This window comes from Labrenzia sp. R5_0, assembly GCF_017743835.1.
GTDB lineage: Bacteria > Pseudomonadota > Alphaproteobacteria > Rhizobiales > Stappiaceae > Roseibium > Roseibium algicola.
The window spans coordinates 951,412-970,543 of record NZ_JAGHRK010000001.1 but is presented as its reverse complement, the minus strand read 5'-3'; the positions used below and the strand labels follow the sequence as shown (position 1 = coordinate 970,543).

The 19,132-nt window shown below is 60.2% G+C and carries 19 protein-coding genes; all 19 read right to left on the bottom strand.

Annotated elements, in window-relative coordinates:
* Nucleotides 1-14: 14 nt before the first annotated feature.
* The 19 genes from ugpC to J7447_RS04410 all read right to left on the bottom strand — a co-directional run bounded on the left by ugpC (nucleotide 15) and on the right by J7447_RS04410 (nucleotide 19,094).
* The gene (ugpC, locus tag J7447_RS04500) at nucleotides 15-1,076 is read right to left on the bottom strand and encodes a sn-glycerol-3-phosphate ABC transporter ATP-binding protein UgpC (RefSeq protein ID WP_209168911.1); all 1,062 of its coding nucleotides are present in this window, start codon (nucleotides 1,074-1,076) and stop codon (nucleotides 15-17) included.
* Between the two features lie 12 nt (nucleotides 1,077-1,088).
* On the bottom strand, nucleotides 1,089-1,931 hold the full coding sequence (locus J7447_RS04495; RefSeq protein WP_022997643.1) for a carbohydrate ABC transporter permease: 843 nt from the start codon (nucleotides 1,929-1,931) through the stop codon (nucleotides 1,089-1,091).
* A 9-nt stretch (nucleotides 1,932-1,940) separates the two neighbouring features.
* Complete coding sequence (locus J7447_RS04490; protein WP_286189053.1) at nucleotides 1,941-2,804, bottom strand: sugar ABC transporter permease; 864 nt, start codon at nucleotides 2,802-2,804, stop codon at nucleotides 1,941-1,943.
* Between the two features lie 65 nt (nucleotides 2,805-2,869).
* Nucleotides 2,870-4,126, bottom strand: a complete 1,257-nt coding sequence (locus J7447_RS04485) for a sugar ABC transporter substrate-binding protein (RefSeq protein WP_031268042.1) — start codon at nucleotides 4,124-4,126, stop codon at nucleotides 2,870-2,872.
* A 44-nt stretch (nucleotides 4,127-4,170) separates the two neighbouring features.
* A complete protein-coding gene (locus J7447_RS04480; protein WP_022997646.1) occupies nucleotides 4,171-5,334 on the bottom strand; it encodes an aminotransferase class I/II-fold pyridoxal phosphate-dependent enzyme in 1,164 nt (387 codons plus the stop codon).
* Entirely contained in the window at nucleotides 5,327-6,085 is a 759-nt protein-coding gene (locus J7447_RS04475; protein ID WP_022997647.1) for an FCD domain-containing protein, read from the bottom strand. Before J7447_RS04475 ends, J7447_RS04480 begins: the two co-directional genes overlap by 8 nt.
* 364 nt (nucleotides 6,086-6,449) lie before the next feature.
* Nucleotides 6,450-6,845 (bottom strand): RidA family protein, encoded by a 396-nt coding sequence (locus J7447_RS04470; RefSeq protein WP_022997649.1) that lies wholly within the window; start codon nucleotides 6,843-6,845, stop codon nucleotides 6,450-6,452.
* Between the two features lie 100 nt (nucleotides 6,846-6,945).
* Nucleotides 6,946-7,347 carry a thioesterase family protein gene (locus J7447_RS04465; protein ID WP_062489245.1) on the bottom strand — a complete coding sequence of 134 codons (402 nt, stop codon included), beginning with the start codon at nucleotides 7,345-7,347 and terminating at the stop codon, nucleotides 6,946-6,948.
* A 3-nt stretch (nucleotides 7,348-7,350) separates the two neighbouring features.
* Complete coding sequence (locus tag J7447_RS04460) at nucleotides 7,351-8,040, bottom strand: ABC transporter ATP-binding protein (RefSeq protein WP_209168907.1); 690 nt, start codon at nucleotides 8,038-8,040, stop codon at nucleotides 7,351-7,353.
* The gene (locus tag J7447_RS04455; protein WP_022997652.1) at nucleotides 8,037-8,786 is read right to left on the bottom strand and encodes an ABC transporter ATP-binding protein; all 750 of its coding nucleotides are present in this window, start codon (nucleotides 8,784-8,786) and stop codon (nucleotides 8,037-8,039) included. Before J7447_RS04455 ends, J7447_RS04460 begins: the two co-directional genes overlap by 4 nt.
* Nucleotides 8,779-9,762 (bottom strand): branched-chain amino acid ABC transporter permease, encoded by a 984-nt coding sequence (locus J7447_RS04450; protein WP_022997653.1) that lies wholly within the window; start codon nucleotides 9,760-9,762, stop codon nucleotides 8,779-8,781. Before J7447_RS04450 ends, J7447_RS04455 begins: the two co-directional genes overlap by 8 nt.
* Nucleotides 9,759-10,679 (bottom strand): branched-chain amino acid ABC transporter permease, encoded by a 921-nt coding sequence (locus J7447_RS04445; RefSeq protein WP_022997654.1) that lies wholly within the window; start codon nucleotides 10,677-10,679, stop codon nucleotides 9,759-9,761. Before J7447_RS04445 ends, J7447_RS04450 begins: the two co-directional genes overlap by 4 nt.
* A gap of 57 nt (nucleotides 10,680-10,736) precedes the next feature.
* Entirely contained in the window at nucleotides 10,737-11,873 is a 1,137-nt protein-coding gene (locus tag J7447_RS04440) for an ABC transporter substrate-binding protein (RefSeq protein WP_055659142.1), read from the bottom strand.
* A 137-nt stretch (nucleotides 11,874-12,010) separates the two neighbouring features.
* Nucleotides 12,011-13,630, bottom strand: a complete 1,620-nt coding sequence (locus J7447_RS04435; RefSeq protein ID WP_209168905.1) for an AMP-binding protein — start codon at nucleotides 13,628-13,630, stop codon at nucleotides 12,011-12,013.
* 3 nt (nucleotides 13,631-13,633) lie between these two features.
* The gene (locus J7447_RS04430; RefSeq protein ID WP_152511336.1) at nucleotides 13,634-14,788 is read right to left on the bottom strand and encodes an acyl-CoA dehydrogenase family protein; all 1,155 of its coding nucleotides are present in this window, start codon (nucleotides 14,786-14,788) and stop codon (nucleotides 13,634-13,636) included.
* Nucleotides 14,788-15,588 carry an enoyl-CoA hydratase family protein gene (locus J7447_RS04425; RefSeq protein ID WP_055659135.1) on the bottom strand — a complete coding sequence of 267 codons (801 nt, stop codon included), beginning with the start codon at nucleotides 15,586-15,588 and terminating at the stop codon, nucleotides 14,788-14,790. Before J7447_RS04425 ends, J7447_RS04430 begins: the two co-directional genes overlap by 1 nt.
* The gene (locus J7447_RS04420) at nucleotides 15,578-16,060 is read right to left on the bottom strand and encodes a MarR family transcriptional regulator (protein WP_055659133.1); all 483 of its coding nucleotides are present in this window, start codon (nucleotides 16,058-16,060) and stop codon (nucleotides 15,578-15,580) included. Before J7447_RS04420 ends, J7447_RS04425 begins: the two co-directional genes overlap by 11 nt.
* Complete coding sequence (locus J7447_RS04415; RefSeq protein ID WP_209168903.1) at nucleotides 16,060-16,803, bottom strand: SDR family oxidoreductase; 744 nt, start codon at nucleotides 16,801-16,803, stop codon at nucleotides 16,060-16,062. The genes J7447_RS04420 and J7447_RS04415 overlap by 1 nt, the downstream gene beginning before the upstream one ends.
* Nucleotides 16,800-19,094 carry a bifunctional salicylyl-CoA 5-hydroxylase/oxidoreductase gene (locus J7447_RS04410; RefSeq protein WP_209168901.1) on the bottom strand — a complete coding sequence of 765 codons (2,295 nt, stop codon included), beginning with the start codon at nucleotides 19,092-19,094 and terminating at the stop codon, nucleotides 16,800-16,802. The genes J7447_RS04415 and J7447_RS04410 overlap by 4 nt, the downstream gene beginning before the upstream one ends.
* Between the last annotated feature and the right edge of the window lie 38 nt (nucleotides 19,095-19,132).

Here is a 19,132-nt window from a genome sequence, read left to right as displayed (position 1 = left end):
AGCTCCCCACGCACTCAGGCTGCCAGGCGTCGGCCTTCAGCATCGAACAGATGTGTCTTATCGAGATCCAGCGCGATGCCGATCGGATCACCGGATTTCAGCGCGAAATGCCCGTGCTCGCGCACCAGGACCTGACCGATGCCTGGCACACTTGCGTGAATGTTGGTGTCCGAGCCCAGATGCTCGACCAGTTCGGCCGTTCCGGAAATATGAGCGACGTCTTGGGCGACGATGTTGAGATGTTCCGGACGGACCCCCAACTCCCTTGCAGCTGCTTGCCCATTGCTCAACCCGAGGCCGAGGCTGGCGCCGTTCTTCAGTGCAACGCCACCTTCCTTCGGTTCGATATCGAGGATGTTCATGGTCGGAGACCCGATGAACTGGGCAACGAACTTGTTGGCAGGGGTGTCGTAGAGCTCCAGCGGCGTGCCGACCTGCTGGATGTCGCCCGCATTCAGGACCACGATCCTGTCGGCCAGCGTCAGGGCTTCCACCTGGTCGTGGGTCACATAAATCATCGTCGACTTCAGACGCTGGTGCAGCCGGGCGATTTCCAGGCGCATTTCGACACGCAGTGCCGCATCGAGATTGGATAGCGGCTCATCGAACAGGAAGGCGCTTGGATCACGGACGATTGCTCGACCCATGGCGACACGCTGGCGTTGCCCGCCTGAAAGCTGTTTCGGCAGGCGTGCTGTCAGATTGCTCAGGCCAAGTGTCCTGGCAGCTTCCTGCACCTTGCTTACACGCTCCTCGTTGGCCGCTTTGCGGATTTCCAGCGAGAAGCCCATGTTCCGCGCCACATCCATATGCGGATAAAGCGCATAGGACTGGAAAACCATGGCCATGTCACGATCACGGGGCGGCACTTCGTTCATGCGTTTGCCGTCTACCGTGAAATCGCCTCCGGAAATCGGTTCCAGGCCGGCGATCATGCGCAGCAGCGTGGACTTGCCGCAGCCGGACGGGCCGACCAGCACGATGAATTCGCCATCATCGATGGAGAGGTTGATATCGCGCATCACCTCGACGGAGCCATAGGCCTTGGCGATGTTCTTGAGTTCGATACGAGCCATGGTCTGGGTCTCCTACCCCTTGACGGCGCCAGAGGTAAGCCCCTGGACCAGATAGCGCTGGATGAAGATGAAGAACAGACAGGACGGCACCAGTGCGAGCACGCCGGCGGCCATCATCTGCCCCCAGTCGACAGAGAACTTTGAAACGAAAGTCAGAAGCCCGACGGGGAAGGTCATGGTGTCGTTGGAGTTGATCAGCATGAGTGCGAAGAGCAGCTCGCTCCAGGCGGCGGTAAAGACGAAGCCCAGCGTCGCCCCAAGCCCCGGAAGCGTCAGCGGCAGAATAATCTTCCTGAGCGCTTCGAAGCGGCTGCAACCGTCAATCATGCCGGCCTCCTCCAGATCCTTCGGAATGCCGTCAAAGAAGGACTGCATCAGGAAGGTGGCGAAGGGAATGTTGAAGGCCGTGTAGACGATGATCAGGCTGGTAAGCGAGTTCAGCAGGCCGATCGCTGCAACGATCTTGTAGATCGGGGCAATGATCATCAGAAGCGGAAACATCTGGGTGATCAGCATCAGGGCGATGATCAGCCGTTTGCCGCGAAAATCGAACCGCGAGAAAGCGTATCCGGCAGCCGCCGCAATCGCCGTGGTGATGGCCGCGGTGCCAATGGACACGATTACACTGTTCTTGAAATAGGACAGGAAATCCGTTGCGATCAGAACAGTCTGGAAATTCTCGAAGGTAAACTCGCTCGGAAAAAGCGCCGTCCCTTCCGTGAAGATCAGCTTGTCCGGCGTGATCGCGATCTTGACGAGCCAGTAGAGCGGGAAAAGCGCAAAGGCGACGTAAAACGCCAGAGCCAGATATTTTCCCGTGACCGCCAGAGGCGAGCTATTACGAAGCGCACTCATCGAAGCACCTCAGATCTTGACCAGTTTCCGGCGCAGCACCAGCAGGATTGCCGCATAGATCAGCAGCAGACCCAGGAGCGCGACCGCGATTGCGGAGGCATAGCCGAAATCGAGTTTCCGGAAGGCTGTTGTGAAAATGTAGGTCGACAGGATCTGCGTCGAGTTTGCAGGTCCGCCGCCGGTCATGACGAAGATGAGATCGGCGAAATTCGCGATCCAGATCGTCCTCAGCATGACGGTGATTGCGATCATCGGTGCCAGGAACGGCAGCGTGATCTTGGTGAAGGTCTGCCAGGCGGTCGCGCCATCAATTTCCGCAGCCTCGTAAAGTTCGCCCGGGATGGACTGCAGCGCAGCCAGCAGCGTGATGGCGAAGAAGGGAATGCCGAACCAGACGTTTGCGGTCACAGGTCCCCACATGGCCAGGTCCTTGTCACCCAGGATGTTGAACGGCTCCGAAAGGATCCCTAGAGCGGCCAGCCAGTGCGGCAGTGGTCCGATGGTCGGGTTGAAGAGCCAGGCCCAGGTGAGAGCCGACAGGAACGTCGGTACGGCCCAGGGCAGAAAGACCAGTGCCTGAACAATGCGCTTGCCGTGGAACTGTGTGTTCAGCAGCATCGCGAGGCCAAGTCCCAGGAAGAACTGGAAGAAAATCGACCCGAGCGTCCACCAGTACGTGTTGGTGAGCGCCAGCCAGAACTTCCGGTCAGACCACAGGGCCTCGAAGTTGGCGAAGCCAACCCAGCCCGACTGGAACGGGCGCAGCAGGTTGACGGCCTGGAAGGCATAGGAAACGCCGATCACCAGCGGCACCAGCATCACCAGGGCAATCAGCACGATTGCCGGGGTCAGGTAGAGATAAGGCTCCACCATGTAACGGAAGTAGAAGGTGGGCCGAGCCCGGGATTTTTTCCCGGGCACGGCAGTGTCGATCGTGGTCATTGCGCGGCTTTCCAGCGGCCATATTCTTCCGTCAGGAACTCGGCCCATTTGTCGGCCACTTCCTGAGCGGAGATTTCACCCAGGAGGGCTTCCTGGCTGGATTCCAGGGCGATGGAGTCCGCGAAGTAACCGAACTGCTCCAGATAGGTCGGCATGACCGTCGGGATGTACTGGTCGCCGTTCAGGGTGTCGAACCAGCCCTTGAACTGCTCGGTCTTGAAGTACGGATCCTGCTCTGCACCTTCATGGATCGGAATGACGCCAACGCGCTTTGCCCATTCCTTGTTGGTTTCCGGGCTGGACAGATGCGCAATCAGCTTCCACGAAAGGTCTTCGTTGCTGGTCGTGTCGAACATCGCCCAACCGGCGAAACCGATGGTCGGGAAAGCCTTGCCGGCCGGACCGACAGGCATCGGAACCACAGCGAAGTCTTCCGGCGCCATACGCTCGGCAACCGCGATCAGCGCATCCGGGTCCTGATCAAGGAACGCACAGGTTCCCGAATAGAAGCCGGCCACGATCTCGTTGAAGCCCCAGCTGACGGAATCCTTCGGGGCATAGCCGTTCTGGTACATGTCGATCAGGAACTGGATGCCTTCGACGGACCCCGGCTGGTTGAGCGTGCTCTTGCCATCCGCGTCAAAGAAGGTGTTGTCCCCGTTCATGGTGGCGGCCATCATGATCCAGCCGTTGAGCCCACCAGGTCCGCCCCGGAGACAATATCCGTATTTTCCGTCCAGTTCGGAAACGGCCTTGGCCGCATCCATGAATTCCGCCATCGTGCTCGGCGGATTTTCGACACCGGCTTCCGCCAGCAGCTTCTTGTTGTAGAACATGGCGCGCAGATAGAAGCCGTAAGGGATCATCCGTGCCGTCTTGCCGTCGGTCTGGCGGCCCATGTCCAGAGTTTTCTGGGTCAGCGTGCCACCATATTCCCAACCTGCGATCTTGTCGTTCAGATCGACCAGCCTGTCCTTGTAGATGCCCGCCCAACGGTCCGGCATTTCAACGACATCTGGAATGTCGCCACCGGCCACCATGGTTGCCAGCTTTTCAAAGGCCTGGCCCCAGGGCAGCGAGACGATTTCAACTTCCGTGCCCGGGTTGGCAGCCTCGAAGGCGTCCACTTGCTTCTGCAGTACTTCCGTGCGCTCCGGGCTGGTGATCACTTCCACCAGCTTCAGGGTTTCCGCGCTCGCTGCCGAGCCTGCCAGAAACGCCAATGCGCTAATTGCTCCTATCAGTCCCCTCATGGTTCAACTCCGCTTCTTTCAGGTTTGGTTTGAATTGCGCCGTCTTATGTCCGGGCGCTTTTGCTCAGAGCCGCCTCGAAGTCGGCCCAAAGATCGTTGGGGTCTTCCAACCCCAGGCTGAGGCGTACTATCCGGTCGGACACGCCAAAGCGTTGCATTGAATTCTGCTCGCCCGCCTGGTTGAGGCCGATGCGTGTCGGCAGGATCAGGCTTTCGAAACCACCCCAGCTGACGCCAAGGCGGAACAGCTTCAGGCTGTCGGCAAGGTTTGGGATGTCGACATTGTCGTTCAACGCGACGGACAACAGGCCCGAGCGGCCGGTCAGACCGGGCACGATGTTCGGACCGGGCGAATGCACAGCGCTGACATGCGGGTGGCTCGCCAGCCGGTCAACAAACAGGTTCGCGGTCGCCTGGTGCTGGCGCATGCGCGGGCCGAGGGTGCGCAGTCCCCGGGTCAGCAGAAAAGCCTCGAACGGGGCAAGCTTGCCGCCGAGCAACGGCAGGGTCAGGTCCCGGATCCGGTCGATCAGGTCCTGGCGTGCCACCACCACGCCGGCAACCGTGTCGGAATGACCGGACAGGTACTTGGAGGCAGAATGCAGAACGATGTCGATGCCGAGGGTCAGTGGGCGCTGGAAGAGCGGTGTTGCCCAGGAGTTGTCGATTACGGTGATCGTGCCGTGCTTTTTCGCATGTGAGGCGACAAGTCCGAGATCCAGCGTCTTGAAGACGACGGAGGTCGGGCTTTCCAGATAGGCGAGCTTCACGCCCTTGAGCAGATCCGGATCCGACTGGAACTCCTCAATTGAATGATAGGTAACCCCGACGCCAAACGGGCGCAGCATACGCTCGAACAGGCGATAGGCATCCGGATAGACATGCTCGATGCAGGCAATTCGGTCACCCGGCTTGACGAAGGCAAGAACGGTGGAGGAGACCGCTGCCATGCCGGACGCAAAACCGACAGCAGCTTCGCCCTCTTCCGCCTGGGCCATCAGCTTTTCAAAGGCAGCCACAGTGGGGTTCTGAACCCGTGTATAGAGCGGCTCGTTGGAGCGGCCCGCCATCCGGTCTTCGAAGGCCTTGTAGTTGTCGAAGGTGAAGAGAGACGTCTGCACGATCGGCGGCGCCACAGCGCCTCCTGTCTCGGCAGCAGCCGCCAGCAGCGTCTCGATCGAATATCCACCCGGCACAGCGTCAGCCATCGTGTTCCTCTGAAATTTTCTGGGTTTCGGCACAGACCATATCGATGATCATCTCGGTCAGTTCCGCTGCCTTGTCCTCGTCACCGGCGATGATCGCGTCGGCAAGCGGGCGGTGCAGCGGGATGGTGTCCTGGCCGAGATGCGGCTTGCCGAACGGTGTTTCGTAAATGTCGTGAAAGGCTTTCTGGATCTGTTCGATGAACTGCCTGAACAGGGGATTGCCGGTCGCATCGTGAACGGCGTTGTGAAACCGATGGTCGGCCGGGCGCCAGTCTTCACCGGCTTCGAACACAGCCATCAGTTCCGCCGCCCGGGCATTGATGATGCGGCGCTGTTCCGGCGTTGCGGATCTCGTTGCGATGCGCACCGACTCGATTTCCAGAGGCCGTCGAACCTGCTGCATTCGCAACAGGCTCTCGGCTTCATGTTTGATGGTGAGGGCCACGCGCAGTGTATTGGTTGATATTTCCGCGATGAGCCTTGTGCCGGCTCCTTTGTTGCGGCTGACGACACCCATGCTTTCCCAGGTCTTGAGTGTCTCGCGAATGGTCGACCTGCCAAAGCCGAGACGGCGCACAAGCTCCAGTTCCGGCGGCAGACGATCCCCGATCTTGAGGCCTTCCTGCTCGATGAGGCTGATCAGGGCTCGCGGCACATCCCGCGGCTCACTCGCTGCTGCAGACCCCGTTTCCGGTTTCGGCTGTTGTGCATTTTCCGGCATGGACAGATGTCGACCTTCTTTGTTTGCCATCTCACGTTACCACTTTGTCTGACATTGTAAACACTTTGTCTGACATAATTTTTGGACCAAGCATGAAGCACGCCAAGACATTGATTTCTTTCATACAACTCAGATTCACCAACCACTCCCGGAATGGAACAATGGCGTTCTGCCTCATGTCGGCGTCTCCGCGGAGCAAGCCGGGCGCCGAGATCGGAGAGCCTGAAAGCCGGTTGGAGACACAGTCCTCCATCGCGAACGTCTGTTCCCTTTCCCTGGTTCTCCTTTGCGTTCTGTCGGGAATGGCATCCGATCTGCATTGCCCGCTGCCAACGCAAAAAGCCCGGCACGCTGTGCCGGGCTGCTGATGGTTCCAACAGGACAGTTTTGAGGGTCAGCCGACCTGGGCGGTTGCCTCGATTTCGATCAATGCATCGTCCTCGATGAGGCCGGCCACCACGACGACCGACATGGCCGGGAAATGCCGCCCCATCACCCGACGGTAGGCTTCACCGACTTCTCTCTGCCGGGCAAGATATTCACGTTTGTCCGTAATGAACCATGTCAGGCGAGCGATATCGGTCACGGCGCCACCGGCGGCCTCGACGATAGCCACAATGTTGGCGAGCGTCTGTTCCATCTGGCCGACGAAGTCACTGGTTTCAAAGACCTGGTCCTTGTTCCAGCCGATCTGGCCGCCGATATGGAGCGTCTTGCCCTCCGTCAACATGCCGTTTGCATAGCCTTTTGCCGGGGCCCAGCCGTCGGGTTGAATGCTTTTGACCGTCATTGATCCTGACTTTCCTTGTCTTCCGGATCAGCTGAAAATCAATCCGACTGGATTGAACTCTCAAGGCTGATCGCTCCCTACCTGTTGAACCGGTCGGCGCTCAAGCGAGTGCCGACTGGTCCAGAAATCGTTGTTTTACCTGTTCCGGCCATGGCTCCGGTTTGCCGCTGCTGTCCACGTTGACGATGGTCAGCTCAGTCTGGAAGCGCACCTCGCCATCGCATTGCGCGCTGATTGCGATGCCGCAACTGGTTCGGCCAACCTTGGTCACGTTCAAGCCGAGCACCAGAAGATCGCCCAGTTTGCTCGGAGCCATGAAACGCGTACGGATTTCCGCAGTCGGTACGGCTCCCACCTTGTGTATGTCCTTGAACGGCCATTCGACGACCTTGTCGAAAAAGGCTTCGACACAATCGTTCATCATCTCGAAATAGCGGGGATAGAAGACAATCCCCGCCGGATCGCAATGCTTGAACAAGATGGGTTGCTCGAACCGGAACATCACTCAAACTCCGATGTACTTGGCAGTGACGTCGTCGGTCAGAGCATCAATACCGCCAGTCCAGACGGATGTGCCGCGCTCCAGAATCGTCGCCCGGTCGCAAACCTGGCGCAGTTCCTTGATCGACTTGTCGATGACGAGGATCGCGAGCCCCGTTTCCGCCTTCAACTGACGGATCACGGCCCAGATTTCCTGGCGGATGACAGGGGCCAGACCTTCGGTCGCTTCGTCCAGGATCAGCAGCTTCGGGTTGGTCATCAGGGCTCGGCCAATGGCGAGCATCTGCTGTTCGCCACCCGACAGCGAACCCGCCCGCTGGCTGCGCCGTTCACCAAGCCGCGGAAACATGCCGATGACGCGTTCGAAGGTCCAGTCGCCGCGCCGTGCCGCCGCGATCAGGTTTTCCTGAACGCTCAAGGTGCTGAAACAGCGACGCCCTTCCGGAACAAGGCCCAGTCCCAACCGGGCAGCCTTGTGGCTCGGCAGGCGGGCAAGGTCATGACCGGCAAATGTCAGCGAGCCTTGCGCGGAGAGCATCCGGCAAATGCATTTGACCGTGGTCGACTTGCCCATGCCGTTGCGGCCGAGCAGTGCCAGCACTTCGCCCTCGCCGATTTCCAGATCCACGCCGAAAAGTGCCTGGCTGGCGCCATAGGAGGCCGTCACGTTGGACAGTGTCAGAAGACTGCTCATGCTTCGTCTCCCAGGTAAGCTTCCTTGACGGCGGCGTTGGACCGGATTTCATCGACCGTGCCGGTGGCAATCACCTCGCCGTACACCAGCACACTGATACGGTCTGCCAGCGAGAAGACCGCGTCCATGTCGTGTTCGACGAGAAGGATCGGCGCTTCGTGCCGGAGCTGATCGAGAAATCCGGTAAGCAGCTTCGAGCCTTCAGAGCCCATGCCTGCCATGGGTTCATCCATCACAAGCGCCTTTGGTTTCTGCGTCAGCGCAACGGCCACTTCCAGCTGACGGCGCTGACCGTGACTGAGCTCCGCCGTGCGCATGCGTGCCTGGTCCAACAGGCCGACACGGGCGAGCGCTTCTTCGGCGGTTTCACGCAAGGAGGTGTCCCTGGTCACGTTGGAGAAGAACCTCCAGGGCCGACCGCTGGCGCCCAGTGCCCCGAGCAGAACGTTCTGGAGAACCGTGTCTTCCATGGCCAGCGAGGAGATCTGGAAGGTACGCCCCAGGCCGGCACGCGCGCGGGCGCGTGTCGGCTGATGCGTGACGTCCCTGCCCAGCAGGCGAACCGACCCGGCATCAGGCCGCAGTGTTCCGCAAATCTGCCCGATCAGGGTGGACTTGCCGGCACCATTGGGACCGATGATCGCGTGTATCTCGCCAGGCTTCAGGTCGATGGAGATGTCACGGCTGGCTCGCAAGGCGCCAAAGCTCTTGGAAATGCCGTTTGTTTGCAGGACAGCATCAGTCATGAACAGCCTCCCGTCCGCAAATCATGCCAATCACACCGCCCTTGCCGAAGAGCACGATGACCAGAAGCAACAGCCCCAGGTAGATGTGCCAGAAGTCGCTCAAGGCTCCGAGCCAGTGCTCCAGCGCAACAAAGACCAGCGCACCGACCACAGGCCCGAAAAGCCGTCCGACCCCACCGATGATGATGAAGATCATGATCTCGCCACTGGTTTGCCAGCTGAACATCGTCGGACTGACGAAGCGGTTCAGGTCAGCAAACAGCGCTCCCGCAAGACCCGTGATGGCGCCGGACACAACGAAGGCAACGAGCTTCAGCCGCACCGGGTCCAGTCCCGCGGTCTCCACACGAACGGGAACCTGCCGGGCAGCATTGAGAGCAAGACCAAATGGAGACCCGGACAGCCGCCATGCAAACAGCAGCACAAGGCACAAAAGCCCCAGGCAAAGCCCGTAGAACTGGATTGGGTCCAGCGTATTGAGCCCCGGAAATCCGTTGCGGACATAAATCGACAGTCCGTCCTCTCCGCCATATTCCGCCCAGGAAATGGCAAAGAAGAAGAACATCTGGCCAAAGGCCAGCGTGATCATGATGAAGTAGACCCCTGCCGTTCTCAAGGACAGGATCCCGATCACCAGCGCAGCCAGGGAAGACACCACGACGGCCACAAGCCAGATCACCGGCATGGACTTCGTGCCTTCGATCAGGAATGGCCACTCGGTGAGCGCGGTATAGTTCTGGGCATGGTAGGCGAGGATACCCATGGCATAACCGCCGAGGCCGAAGAAGACCGCGTGACCGAGACTGACCAGCCCGCCAAGGCCGAGCGCGATGTTGAGGCCAACGGCCGCGATCGCAAAGACGACGGCACGCGTCATCAGCGTAATGGTGAAGGGTTCTTCCGCCGAGATCGCCCAAAAAGGGATCGCGACAAAGAGCGCCAGCGTCAGCGCATTGAGATAGCGTTCCCGGATCATGCGCGCGCTCCGAACAGACCGGCAGGACGCAGGATCAGCACCGCAGCCATGAGGATATAGATCGCCATGGAGGCGAGCGAGGATCCGACGGACGTGGCTGTCGACGGATCGAGGAACAGCTTCAGGATCTCCGGCAGGAAGATGCCGCCGAGCGTATCGGTCAATCCGACCAGGATAGCGCCCACAAGCGCCCCCTTGATGGAGCCGATGCCGCCAATGACGATGACGACGAAAGCCAGGATCAACACCGGTTCCCCCATGCCGACCTGCACCGACTGGATGGCACCGACCAGGGCGCCGGCAAGACCTGCCAGAGCAGCACCAAGCGCGAACACGATGGTGTAGAGCCGCGCAATGTCGATGCCGAGGGCCGCGATCATCTCGCGGTCATTTTCCCCTGCCCTGATCTGCACACCGAGACGCGTTCTGGAAATCAGCATCCAGAGACCGAGCGCCACGGCAAGGCCGACGGCAATCAACGTCAGCCGGTAGAGAGGATATTCGATGCCGCCCGGCAACGTGACCGGACCGGACAGGAATTCCGGCACGTCGAGAAACAGCGGAAAGGAACCGAAGATCCAGCGCGTTCCTTCGGAGAAGATCAGGATCAGCGCAAATGTCGCCAGCACCTGATCCAGATGATCCTTGGCGTAAAGCCGGCGGATGACCACCAACTCGACCAAGGCGCCCGCGATGGCAGCACCGGCAAGTGCCGCCACGAGGCCCAGCAGAAACGATCCGGTTGCAGCCGCAACAGCCGCCGCGCAGAACGCCCCGATCATGTAAAGCGAACCATGGGCAAGGTTGATCAAACCCATGACGCCGAAGATCAAGGTCAGCCCGGCGGCCATCAGAAACAGCATGATGCCGAATTGCAGGCCGTTCAGAACCTGCTCTATGAGCAATATCAGTGACATGAGTACCCCGCCCCTTTGGCCGGCGCGGTTTCCCGCACCGGCTTTTGGGTCAATACCTTACATGTTGCACTCGGACCAGTAGGCATCCGCATGGCTGGTCAAGGCCTTGCCGATGATCTTGTTGGTGTAGACGTCACCTTCCTTGATGACTTCGCGGACGTAGATGTCCTGGATCGGGTGATGGTTCGGACCGAACTTGAAGCCGCCACGAGTGGAAGCGAAATCGGCTTCTTCCAGCGCCGCGCGGAACGCATCAGCATCCTTCACGTCCGCCTTGGCCATGGCCGACAGCAGCAGATTGGCGGTATCGAAGCCCTGCGAAGCGTAAAGCGACGGCAGGCGGCCGTACTCGGCCTGGAAGCTCTCAACAAAGGCCTTGTTGGCCGGGGAGTCGATGTCCTTGCTCCACTGGCTGGTGTTCTTGACACCAAGCGCCGCATCGCCAACGGCCTGCAGAATGCCCTGATCGAAGGAGAAAGCGGGTCCGATGACCGGCAGGTCGACACCGGAGTCCTTGTACTGCTTCAGGAAGGAGATCCCCATGCCGCCCGGCAGGAAGAAATAGACACTGTCTGCACCGGAGGCACGGATCTGCGCGATTTCAGCCGCGTAGTCGGTCTGACCCAGCTTGGTGTAGATTTCGCCCGCGAACTCGCCCTTGTACATGCGTTTGTAGCCGGTCAGCGCGTCCTTGCCGGCCGGGTAGTTCGGCGCAAGCAGGAAGCTGTTCTTCAAGCCTTCGAAATTGGCATAGGCGCCGGCAGCTTCATGCAGGTTGTCGTTCTGCCAGGCGACGTTGAAATAGTTCGGGTGGCAGCCCTTGCCGGCCAGCGCGGAGGGGCCTGCGTTCGGCGACAGGTAGAACTTGCCCTGCGCGGTTGCGGACGGCACCACGGCCATGGCGAGGTTCGACCAGATGATACCGGTCAGGACGTCCACCTTTTCCGACTGGATCATCTTGTCGGCCAGCTGCACGGCGATGTCCGGCTTCTGCTGATCGTCCTCGATCACCACTTCCAAATCCGTGTTGCCGGCCTGTTTAACAGCCAGCATGAAGCCGTCGCGCACATCGATGCCAAGGCCTGCACCACCACCAGACAGAGTGGTAATCATGCCGACCTTCACCGGTTCCGCGTTGGCGCTGGAAAGGCCGAGTGCGAGAGCGGCTGCGGCCGCCATTGTTACAAATTTCATATGCTGCTCCTCTTGGTCTTGTGACCTGCTATTCCCATTCGGTTTTTTAGTTTGGACCGCCGTGCTTCGTTTTTGCGGCACGGTCAGCAAGGGGCTTGTCTTTATTAGTGTCCCGCGTGCCCCACGCGAGGGTCTGGTCAGGCGTCCGGACGCAGCCGGAAGCGCTGGATCTTGCCGGTTTCTGTTTTCGGCAAGGCGTCTGCAAAGATGATCGAGCGTGGATACTTGTAAGGCGCGATCGTCGCTTTAACGTGATCTTTCAAGGCCTTGGAAAGGTCGTCTGAGGCTTCGTGCCCAGCAGCAAGAACCACATGGGCCTGCACGATGGAACCGCGCTCCTCATCCGGCGCACCGATGACGGCACATTCCTGGACAGCAGGGTGTGCAAGCAGTGCCGCTTCCACTTCCGGGCCTGCAATGTTGTAGCCGGCGGAGATGATCATGTCGTCATTGCGGGCGGCAAAGTGCAGATGGCCGTCCTCGCTCATGGAAAAGCTGTCACCGGTGATGTTCCAGCCATCCACCACGTACTGCCCCTGGCGATCGTCCGCCAGATAGCGACATCCGGTGGGACCGCGCACTGCAAGACGCCCCACTTCACCGGGAGCGACATCCTTGCCGTCCTGATCGAGGATCCTGACTTCGTATCCGGAAACGGGTTTTCCGGTGCAGGCAGGCTTGTGGTCGTCGAAGCGGTTGGAAATGAAGATATGCAACATCTCCGTAGCGCCGATCCCGTCCAGCATGGGCTTGCCGGTCTTGGCCATCCAGGCGTCATAAACGGGACCCGGCAGAGTTTCACCGGCGGAGACCGCGGCGCGTAGCGAGGAAAGGTCAGCCCCCTCCTCCATGGCCTGCAGCATCACGCGATAGGCGGTCGGTGCAGTGAAGCAGACGGTCGCCTTATATTTCTCGATGATCTCGATCATGTTCGGCGGCGTCGCGCTTTCCAGTAGCGTGGCTGCTGCGCCGAACCGCAGTGGGAAGATTGCAAGCCCCCCAAGACCGAAAGTGAAGGCCAAGGGTGGTGAGCCGACGAAGACATCGTCCGGTGTGACACCCAGAACTTCCTTGGCATAGCCGTCGGCAATGATCAGCAAATCCCGGTGGAAGTGCATCGTGGCCTTGGGCGTGCCCGTGGAGCCGGACGTGAAGCCCAGCAGGGCGACGTCATCGCGTCCGGTCGGGACAGCGTCATAGAGCACGGATTTTTCCAGCGCGAGCCGGTCCAGCTCCGCATCATGGTTTGACGTGCCGTCGAAGCCGATCACCTTCTTCAGGAAGGATGATGTCTTGGCACAGGCGACCATCTCGTCCATGAGACGCGTGTCGCACAGTGCGAACTCGATTTCCGCCTTGTCGACGATCTTGGAAAGTTCGCCCGCGCGCAGCATGGGCATCGTGTTGACGACAACGGCACCGGCCTTGGTTGCGGCGAGCCAGCAGGCGACCATTGCCGGGTTGTTGGCGGAACGGATAAGCACCCGGTTGCCCGGCTTCACACCAAGATCTTCGGTGAGTGCATGCGCCAGCCGGTTGGTCCAGTCCGCAAGTTCCTTGTAGGTTCGGCGGCGGCCATTCCCGATCAGAGCGGTGTGATCCCCCAGTCCCTGTTCCACCATCCTGTCGGTAAGCTCAACGCCTGCATTGAGACGTTCGGGATACTGAAACCCATCGAGCAGGAAATCGGGCCAGCTGTCTTCCGGCGGCAGGTTGTCCCGGGTAAAGGTATCGACGTGTGCGGAGGGACCAAGCATGGATCAGTCTCCCTGAAAGGCGCCAAGGGTCTGGCGCGCGATGATGATCTTCTGAACGTCCGACGCACCCTCGTAGATGCGCAAGGCACGGATTTCTCGATAGAGCTTTTCGACCTGCATGCCCGAGCGAACACCATCGCCACCGTGAAGCTGCACGGCCTTGTCGATGACCTTCTGTGCCTGGTCGGTGGCAAAGAGTTTTGCCATGGCGGCTTCCCGCGTCACGCGGGGGGCGCCGCTGTCCTTGGTCCAGGCGGCACGGTAAATCAGCAGGGCTGCGGCATCGACATCCAGCGCCATGTCCGCGATATGCCCCTGCACCAGCTGCAGGTCGAACAGCGGCGAGCCTTGGATTTCGCGTGTCGTCACCCGTGAAAGCGCCTCATCCAGCGCCCGGCGGGCAAAGCCCAGGGCGGCGGCGGCGACGGTCGAGCGGAAAATGTCCAGGACAGACATCGCAATCCTGAACCCTGCGCCCGGCGTGCCGATCATGTTCTTTTTCGGAATGCGGCAGCCGGTGAAACGCAGTGTGGCAAGCGGATGGGGCGCGATTGTTTCCAGGCGTTCGACAACCTCGAAACCTTCAAGGTCAGGCGTCACGATGAAGGCCGACAAACCCTTTGCGCCGGGTGCTTCGCCGGTTCTTGCAAAAAGCGTGTAGACGTCGGCGATACCACCGTTGGAAATCCAGGTCTTTTCGCCGTCGAGCACATAGGCATCACCATCGTCGGTGGCGGTCATGGTCGAATTGGCAACGTCGGAACCGGACTGAGGTTCGGTCAACGCGAAGGCGGAGATTGCCTTGCCGGTGCGCGTCTGCGGAAGCCACTCGGCTTTCTGCTCGTCCGTACCGAACAGGGAAATTGCACCGGTTCCGAGGCCTTGCATGGCAAAGGCAAAATCCGCCAGGCCGTCATGGCGGGCCAGCGTTTCTCGAATGAGGCAGAGGCTGCGCACATCCAGCTTGCCGTCCGGGGCACCGCTGTGCTGCAGGAAGCCTGCATCACCGAGCGCTGTCACCAGATGACGGCAGGCTGCGTCCGTGTCCGAATGGTCAACATGAGCCAGATGCGATCCTGCCCAGATCTCCAGTTCTTCAGCGAGACGCCAGTGCTTTTCTTCGAAGAACGGCCAGTGGAGGAAAGATTTATCCGACATCAGTCGCCCTCGAACACCGGCTTTTCTTTTTTCACGAAGGCTTCGTAAGCCCGGCGGAAGTCGTTGCCCTGCATACAGATCGCCTGCGCCTGGGCTTCCGCCTCGATGGCCTGATCCAGGCCCATGGACCACTCCTGCGCCAGCATGGTCTTGGTCATGGAGTTGGAGAAGGTCGGTCCGGCAACAATACGGCCGGCCATATCCATGGCCGCCTGGTCCAGCTCACCCGCCGGCACCACCGCGTTGAAGAACCCCCACGCATGACCTTCCTCGGCCTTCATCGAACGACCGAGATAAAGCAGCTCCGCCGCACGGCCCTGCCCGATGATACGTGGCAGGATCGCGCAAGCACCCATGTCGCAACCGGCAAGGCCGACCTTGTTGAACAGGAAGGCAACCTTGGCCTCCGGTGTCGCAACGCGCAGATCGGACGCCATGGCCATGATGGCACCAGCACCGGCGCAAATGCCGTCGACCGCGGATATGATCGGCTTGCCGCAGTTGAGCATGGCTTTCACCAGATCACCGGTCATGCGGGTGAAGGCCAGGAGCTCCTTCATGTTCATCTTCGTCAGCGGGCCGATGATATCATGCACGTCGCCACCGGAGCTGAAGTTGCCGCCGTTCGGCAGGATCACCACTGCATGGACATCGTCCGAATAAACGAGATCCCTGAACCAGTCGCGCAGCTCGGCGTAGCTTTCGAACGTCAGCGGGTTCTTGCGTTCAGGGCGGTCGAGCGCGATCCGCGCAATGCCGTTCGCGATCTCACATTTGAAATGCGTCACGTCACTTCGCATTGCCGCTCTCCTCTTGGCTTTGACGTTTCAGGACCAGATCGAGGCGGCTCGAAAGCGCCGCGATATCTTCCGCCGACCAGCCGTCCAGCAGCTCGTCGATCCAGGTTTCGTGATGGGTTGCAAGTTCCTCGAAGGCGGCTCTGCCCTTCGGCGTCAGCCGGGCCACCTGGGCTCGCCGGTCACCTGGAACGGCGACACGCAGGGCCAGACCTTCCTCGGTCAGCTTGTCGACAATGCCGGTGACATTGCCGTTCGACACCTTCAGGAACGTGGACAATTCCGACATTTTCAATCCGTCGGGAAAGCGGGCGAGCGCCGACATGACGTCGAACCGCGGCAGCGTCGTGCCATGCTGGTCACGCAGGTTCCGGCGGATTTCGGCTTCGATGCCATTGACGGATTTCAACAGCTTCAGCCACAGGCGCAAACGCGTCTTGGACAGGGCTTCCTGTTTCGCTGCGGTTTCCGCCATCACAACTCTCCTCCCGAAAGTGTCAGCGCGTGACCGTTGATGGACACCGCTCCATCAGAACACAGATAAAGCGCAGCTTCGGCCACTTCCGACACCTGGATGAAGCGTCCCTGTGGATTGTCCGCTTTCAGGCTGTCAGCCGCGGCTTCCCGGCTCATGCCGGTCTTTTCGACAATCGTGTCGATGGAGCGATGCAGCATCGGCGTCTCGATGAAGCCGGGGCAAATCGCATTGACGGTGATGCCGGTTCTGGCCAGTTCCCGCGCCAGCGAGCGCGTCAGCCCGACGACAGCATGTTTGGCGGCGCTATAAGCGCTTACATAGGGATAACCCCGCAGCCCGGCGGTGGAAGCTATTGCGATCATCCTGCCCCAGCCGCTCGCCTTCATGTCCGGCAAAACGGCCTGCCAGACATTCGACACGCCGAAGAGATTGACCGCCAGCATGGCCTGAAAGTCTTCCGCCGTGGTGCGGGCAAAGGGTTTGCTGCTGGCAGCCCCTGCGTTGGCGACCACGACATCAACCGGACCATTGACCGTCCGGGCGGCAGCAACGGCTGCCTGGACAGCCTGCGCATCGGTTACATCGCATACCTGGTACGGCAGCTTCTGTTCGGCAAGGCTTGCTTCCGTCCTGCCGAGAATGGTGACCTTTGCGCCTTTTTCAGCGAAGAGGTGGGCACAGGCGGCACCGACGCCACTGCCGCCACCGGTAACAAGGATATGGCGGCAAGCGACACTCATACCTTCAACATCTCCGCTTCCCGATCGGCCAGACGCCACATCTGGTCGCGGCCCGCGAGATACGGCAACGGCCAGTCGGTGGCGTTCCGGTCGCCGATCTTGGCAGCTTCATGCAGCGTCCAATACGGATCCGCCAGATGCGGACGGCCGACGGCAACAAGATCCGCCCGGCCCGCCATAAGGATCGAGTTGGCGTGGTCTGCCTCGTAGATATTGCCGACAGCCATGGTCGGCAGCCCGCCCTCGTTGCGGATACGGTCTGAGAACGGCGTCTGGAACATGCGGCCATAGACCGGACGCGCCTTCGGGGTTGTCTGACCTGCGGAGACGTCGACCAGATCGACGCCGGCATCACGGAAGCGGCGAGCTATCTCGACCGCGTCGTCCGGCGTGATGCCTTCCTCGCCCACCCAATCGCAGGCAGAAATTCGAACAGACATCGGCTTGTGATCAGGCCAGACAGCGCGCATGGCGTTGAAGACCTCCAGCGGCCAGCGCATGCGGTTATCCAGTGACCCGCCGTAATCGTCCGTCCGTGCGTTGGACACCGGCGAAATGAAAGACGACAGCAGGTAGCCGTGAGCCGCATGAAGCTCGATCATGTCGAAGCCGGCGCGCTCAGCCATTTCGGCTGCGGCAACGAACTCCGCCTTGATCGCGTCCATCTCGGCAAGTGTGATCTCGCGCGGCACGGCATTGCCGTCTGACCAGGGGATCGCGGACGCGGAAACAAGTTCCCAGTTGCCGTCGTGAAGCGGCTTGTCCATGCCTTCCCAGCCGATCCGCGTGGACCCCTTGCGGCCGGAATGGCCGATCTGGCAACAGATCTTGGCATCTGTTTCGGCATGCACGAAATCGGTCAACCGTTTCCAGGCTGCCTCGTGTTCTGGCGCATAGAGCCCCGGACAGCCTGGCGTGATCCGACCCTCGGCGCTGACGCAGGTCATTTCGACAAAGACGAGACCTGCCCCGCCCTTGGCACGCTCGGCGTAATGGACCATGTGCCAGTCGGTCGGCGAACCATCAACGGCCTTGTACTGCGCCATCGGCGAGACGACGATGCGGTTCTTCAACTCCATCTCGCGCAGTTTGAACGGCGTGAACATGGGTGCGCGCACGGGAGAATTCGGGGAAACGCCGGCCTGGTTCATGAACCAGCGCTCGGCAGATTCCAACCATTTCGGATCCCGCAGACGCAGGTTCTCGTGGCTGATGCGCTGGGAACGGGTCAGCATGGAATAGTTGAACTGGACCGGATCGAGATGGAGGTAACGCTCGACGTGTTCGAACCATTCCAACGAGTTGCGCGCTGCCGACTGCAGACGCAGCACCTCCAGGCGCCGGTCTTCCTCGTAGCGCTTGAAAGCAGCGGCCATATCCGCTTCGGTGTGCAGGTATTCCGCGAGCGCAATTGCCGATTCAAAGGCAAGCTTGGTGCCGGAACCGATGGAAAAATGCGCCGTTGCGGCAGCATCGCCGAGCAGAACCACATTCTCGTGGCTCCACTTCTCGCACAGAACACGCGGGAAGCGGATCCAGGCGGAGCCCCGGATATGCTTGGCGTTGGTCATCAGCGGATGGCCGCCAAGGTGATCCTTGAAGATTTCCTCGCAGGTCCGGATGCTGTCTTCCTGGCTCATTTCGCCAAAGCCGAAAGCGTCAAAGGTTTCCTGCGTGCACTCCACGATGAAGGTCGCCGTTTCATCATCGAACTGGTAGGCGTGCGCCCAGACCCAGCCGTGTTCGGTTTCCTCGAAGATGAAGGTGAAGGCATCGGCAAATTTCTGATGCGTGCCGAGCCAGACGAACTGGCACAGGCGCTGATCGATGTCAGGTTTGAACGTGTCCTGATAGAGCGTGCGTGTCTTGGAATTCAGACCGTCGCTGGCCACTACGAGATCGTAGTCCTTGCGATAATCCTCGGCGCTGTCGACTTCGGTTTCGAACTTCAGGTTGATGCCGAGCTCGCGGGCGCGCTCCTGAAGGAGCAGCAGCAATTTCATGCGACCGATGCCGCAGAAACCATGCCCTGTGGAGACGAGACGCTCTCCACGCATATGAAGGGCAATGTCGTCCCAATAAGCGAAATTCTCGCCGATGGCCTTGGCGCTGACAGCGTCGTTCACCGCAAGGTTCTGAAGGGTCTCATCGGAGAGCACCACGCCCCAACCGAACGTATCGTCGGCGCGGTTGCGCTCGATCACGTCAATCTCGTGGGATGGGTCTCGCAGTTTCATCGAGATGGCGAAATAGAGACCGGCAGGTCCCCCGCCCAGACAAGCAATCCGCATACGAACCTCCCCTGCTGTGGTATGCTCAGCGAACCACA

Bases quoted from the DNA above. Each gene is read 5' to 3' on its own strand.
- ugpC (WP_209168911.1), bottom strand. From the start codon at position 1,076: ATGGCTCGTATCGAACTCAAGAACATCGCCAAGGCCTATGGCTCCGTC.
- J7447_RS04470 (WP_022997649.1), bottom strand. From the start codon at position 6,845: ATGACGGTCAAAAGCATTCAACCCGACGGCTGGGCCCCGGCAAAAGGC.
- J7447_RS04430 (WP_152511336.1), bottom strand. From the start codon at position 14,788: ATGTCGGATAAATCTTTCCTCCACTGGCCGTTCTTCGAAGAAAAGCAC.
- J7447_RS04435 (WP_209168905.1), bottom strand. From the start codon at position 13,630: ATGCTTGGTCCCTCCGCACACGTCGATACCTTTACCCGGGACAACCTG.
- J7447_RS04415 (WP_209168903.1), bottom strand. From the start codon at position 16,803: ATGAGTGTCGCTTGCCGCCATATCCTTGTTACCGGTGGCGGCAGTGGC.
- J7447_RS04450 (WP_022997653.1), bottom strand. From the start codon at position 9,762: ATGATCCGGGAACGCTATCTCAATGCGCTGACGCTGGCGCTCTTTGTC.
- J7447_RS04440 (WP_055659142.1), bottom strand. From the start codon at position 11,873: ATGAAATTTGTAACAATGGCGGCCGCAGCCGCTCTCGCACTCGGCCTT.
- J7447_RS04420 (WP_055659133.1), bottom strand. From the start codon at position 16,060: ATGGCGGAAACCGCAGCGAAACAGGAAGCCCTGTCCAAGACGCGTTTG.
- J7447_RS04425 (WP_055659135.1), bottom strand. From the start codon at position 15,588: ATGCGAAGTGACGTGACGCATTTCAAATGTGAGATCGCGAACGGCATT.
- J7447_RS04460 (WP_209168907.1), bottom strand. From the start codon at position 8,040: ATGAGCAGTCTTCTGACACTGTCCAACGTGACGGCCTCCTATGGCGCC.
- J7447_RS04445 (WP_022997654.1), bottom strand. From the start codon at position 10,679: ATGTCACTGATATTGCTCATAGAGCAGGTTCTGAACGGCCTGCAATTC.
- J7447_RS04485 (WP_031268042.1), bottom strand. From the start codon at position 4,126: ATGAGGGGACTGATAGGAGCAATTAGCGCATTGGCGTTTCTGGCAGGC.
- J7447_RS04495 (WP_022997643.1), bottom strand. From the start codon at position 1,931: ATGAGTGCGCTTCGTAATAGCTCGCCTCTGGCGGTCACGGGAAAATAT.
- J7447_RS04475 (WP_022997647.1), bottom strand. From the start codon at position 6,085: ATGGCAAACAAAGAAGGTCGACATCTGTCCATGCCGGAAAATGCACAA.
- J7447_RS04455 (WP_022997652.1), bottom strand. From the start codon at position 8,786: ATGACTGATGCTGTCCTGCAAACAAACGGCATTTCCAAGAGCTTTGGC.
- J7447_RS04465 (WP_062489245.1), bottom strand. From the start codon at position 7,347: ATGTTCCGGTTCGAGCAACCCATCTTGTTCAAGCATTGCGATCCGGCG.
- J7447_RS04490 (WP_286189053.1), bottom strand. From the start codon at position 2,804: ATGGTGGAGCCTTATCTCTACCTGACCCCGGCAATCGTGCTGATTGCC.
- J7447_RS04410 (WP_209168901.1), bottom strand. From the start codon at position 19,094: ATGCGGATTGCTTGTCTGGGCGGGGGACCTGCCGGTCTCTATTTCGCC.
- J7447_RS04480 (WP_022997646.1), bottom strand. From the start codon at position 5,334: ATGGCTGACGCTGTGCCGGGTGGATATTCGATCGAGACGCTGCTGGCG.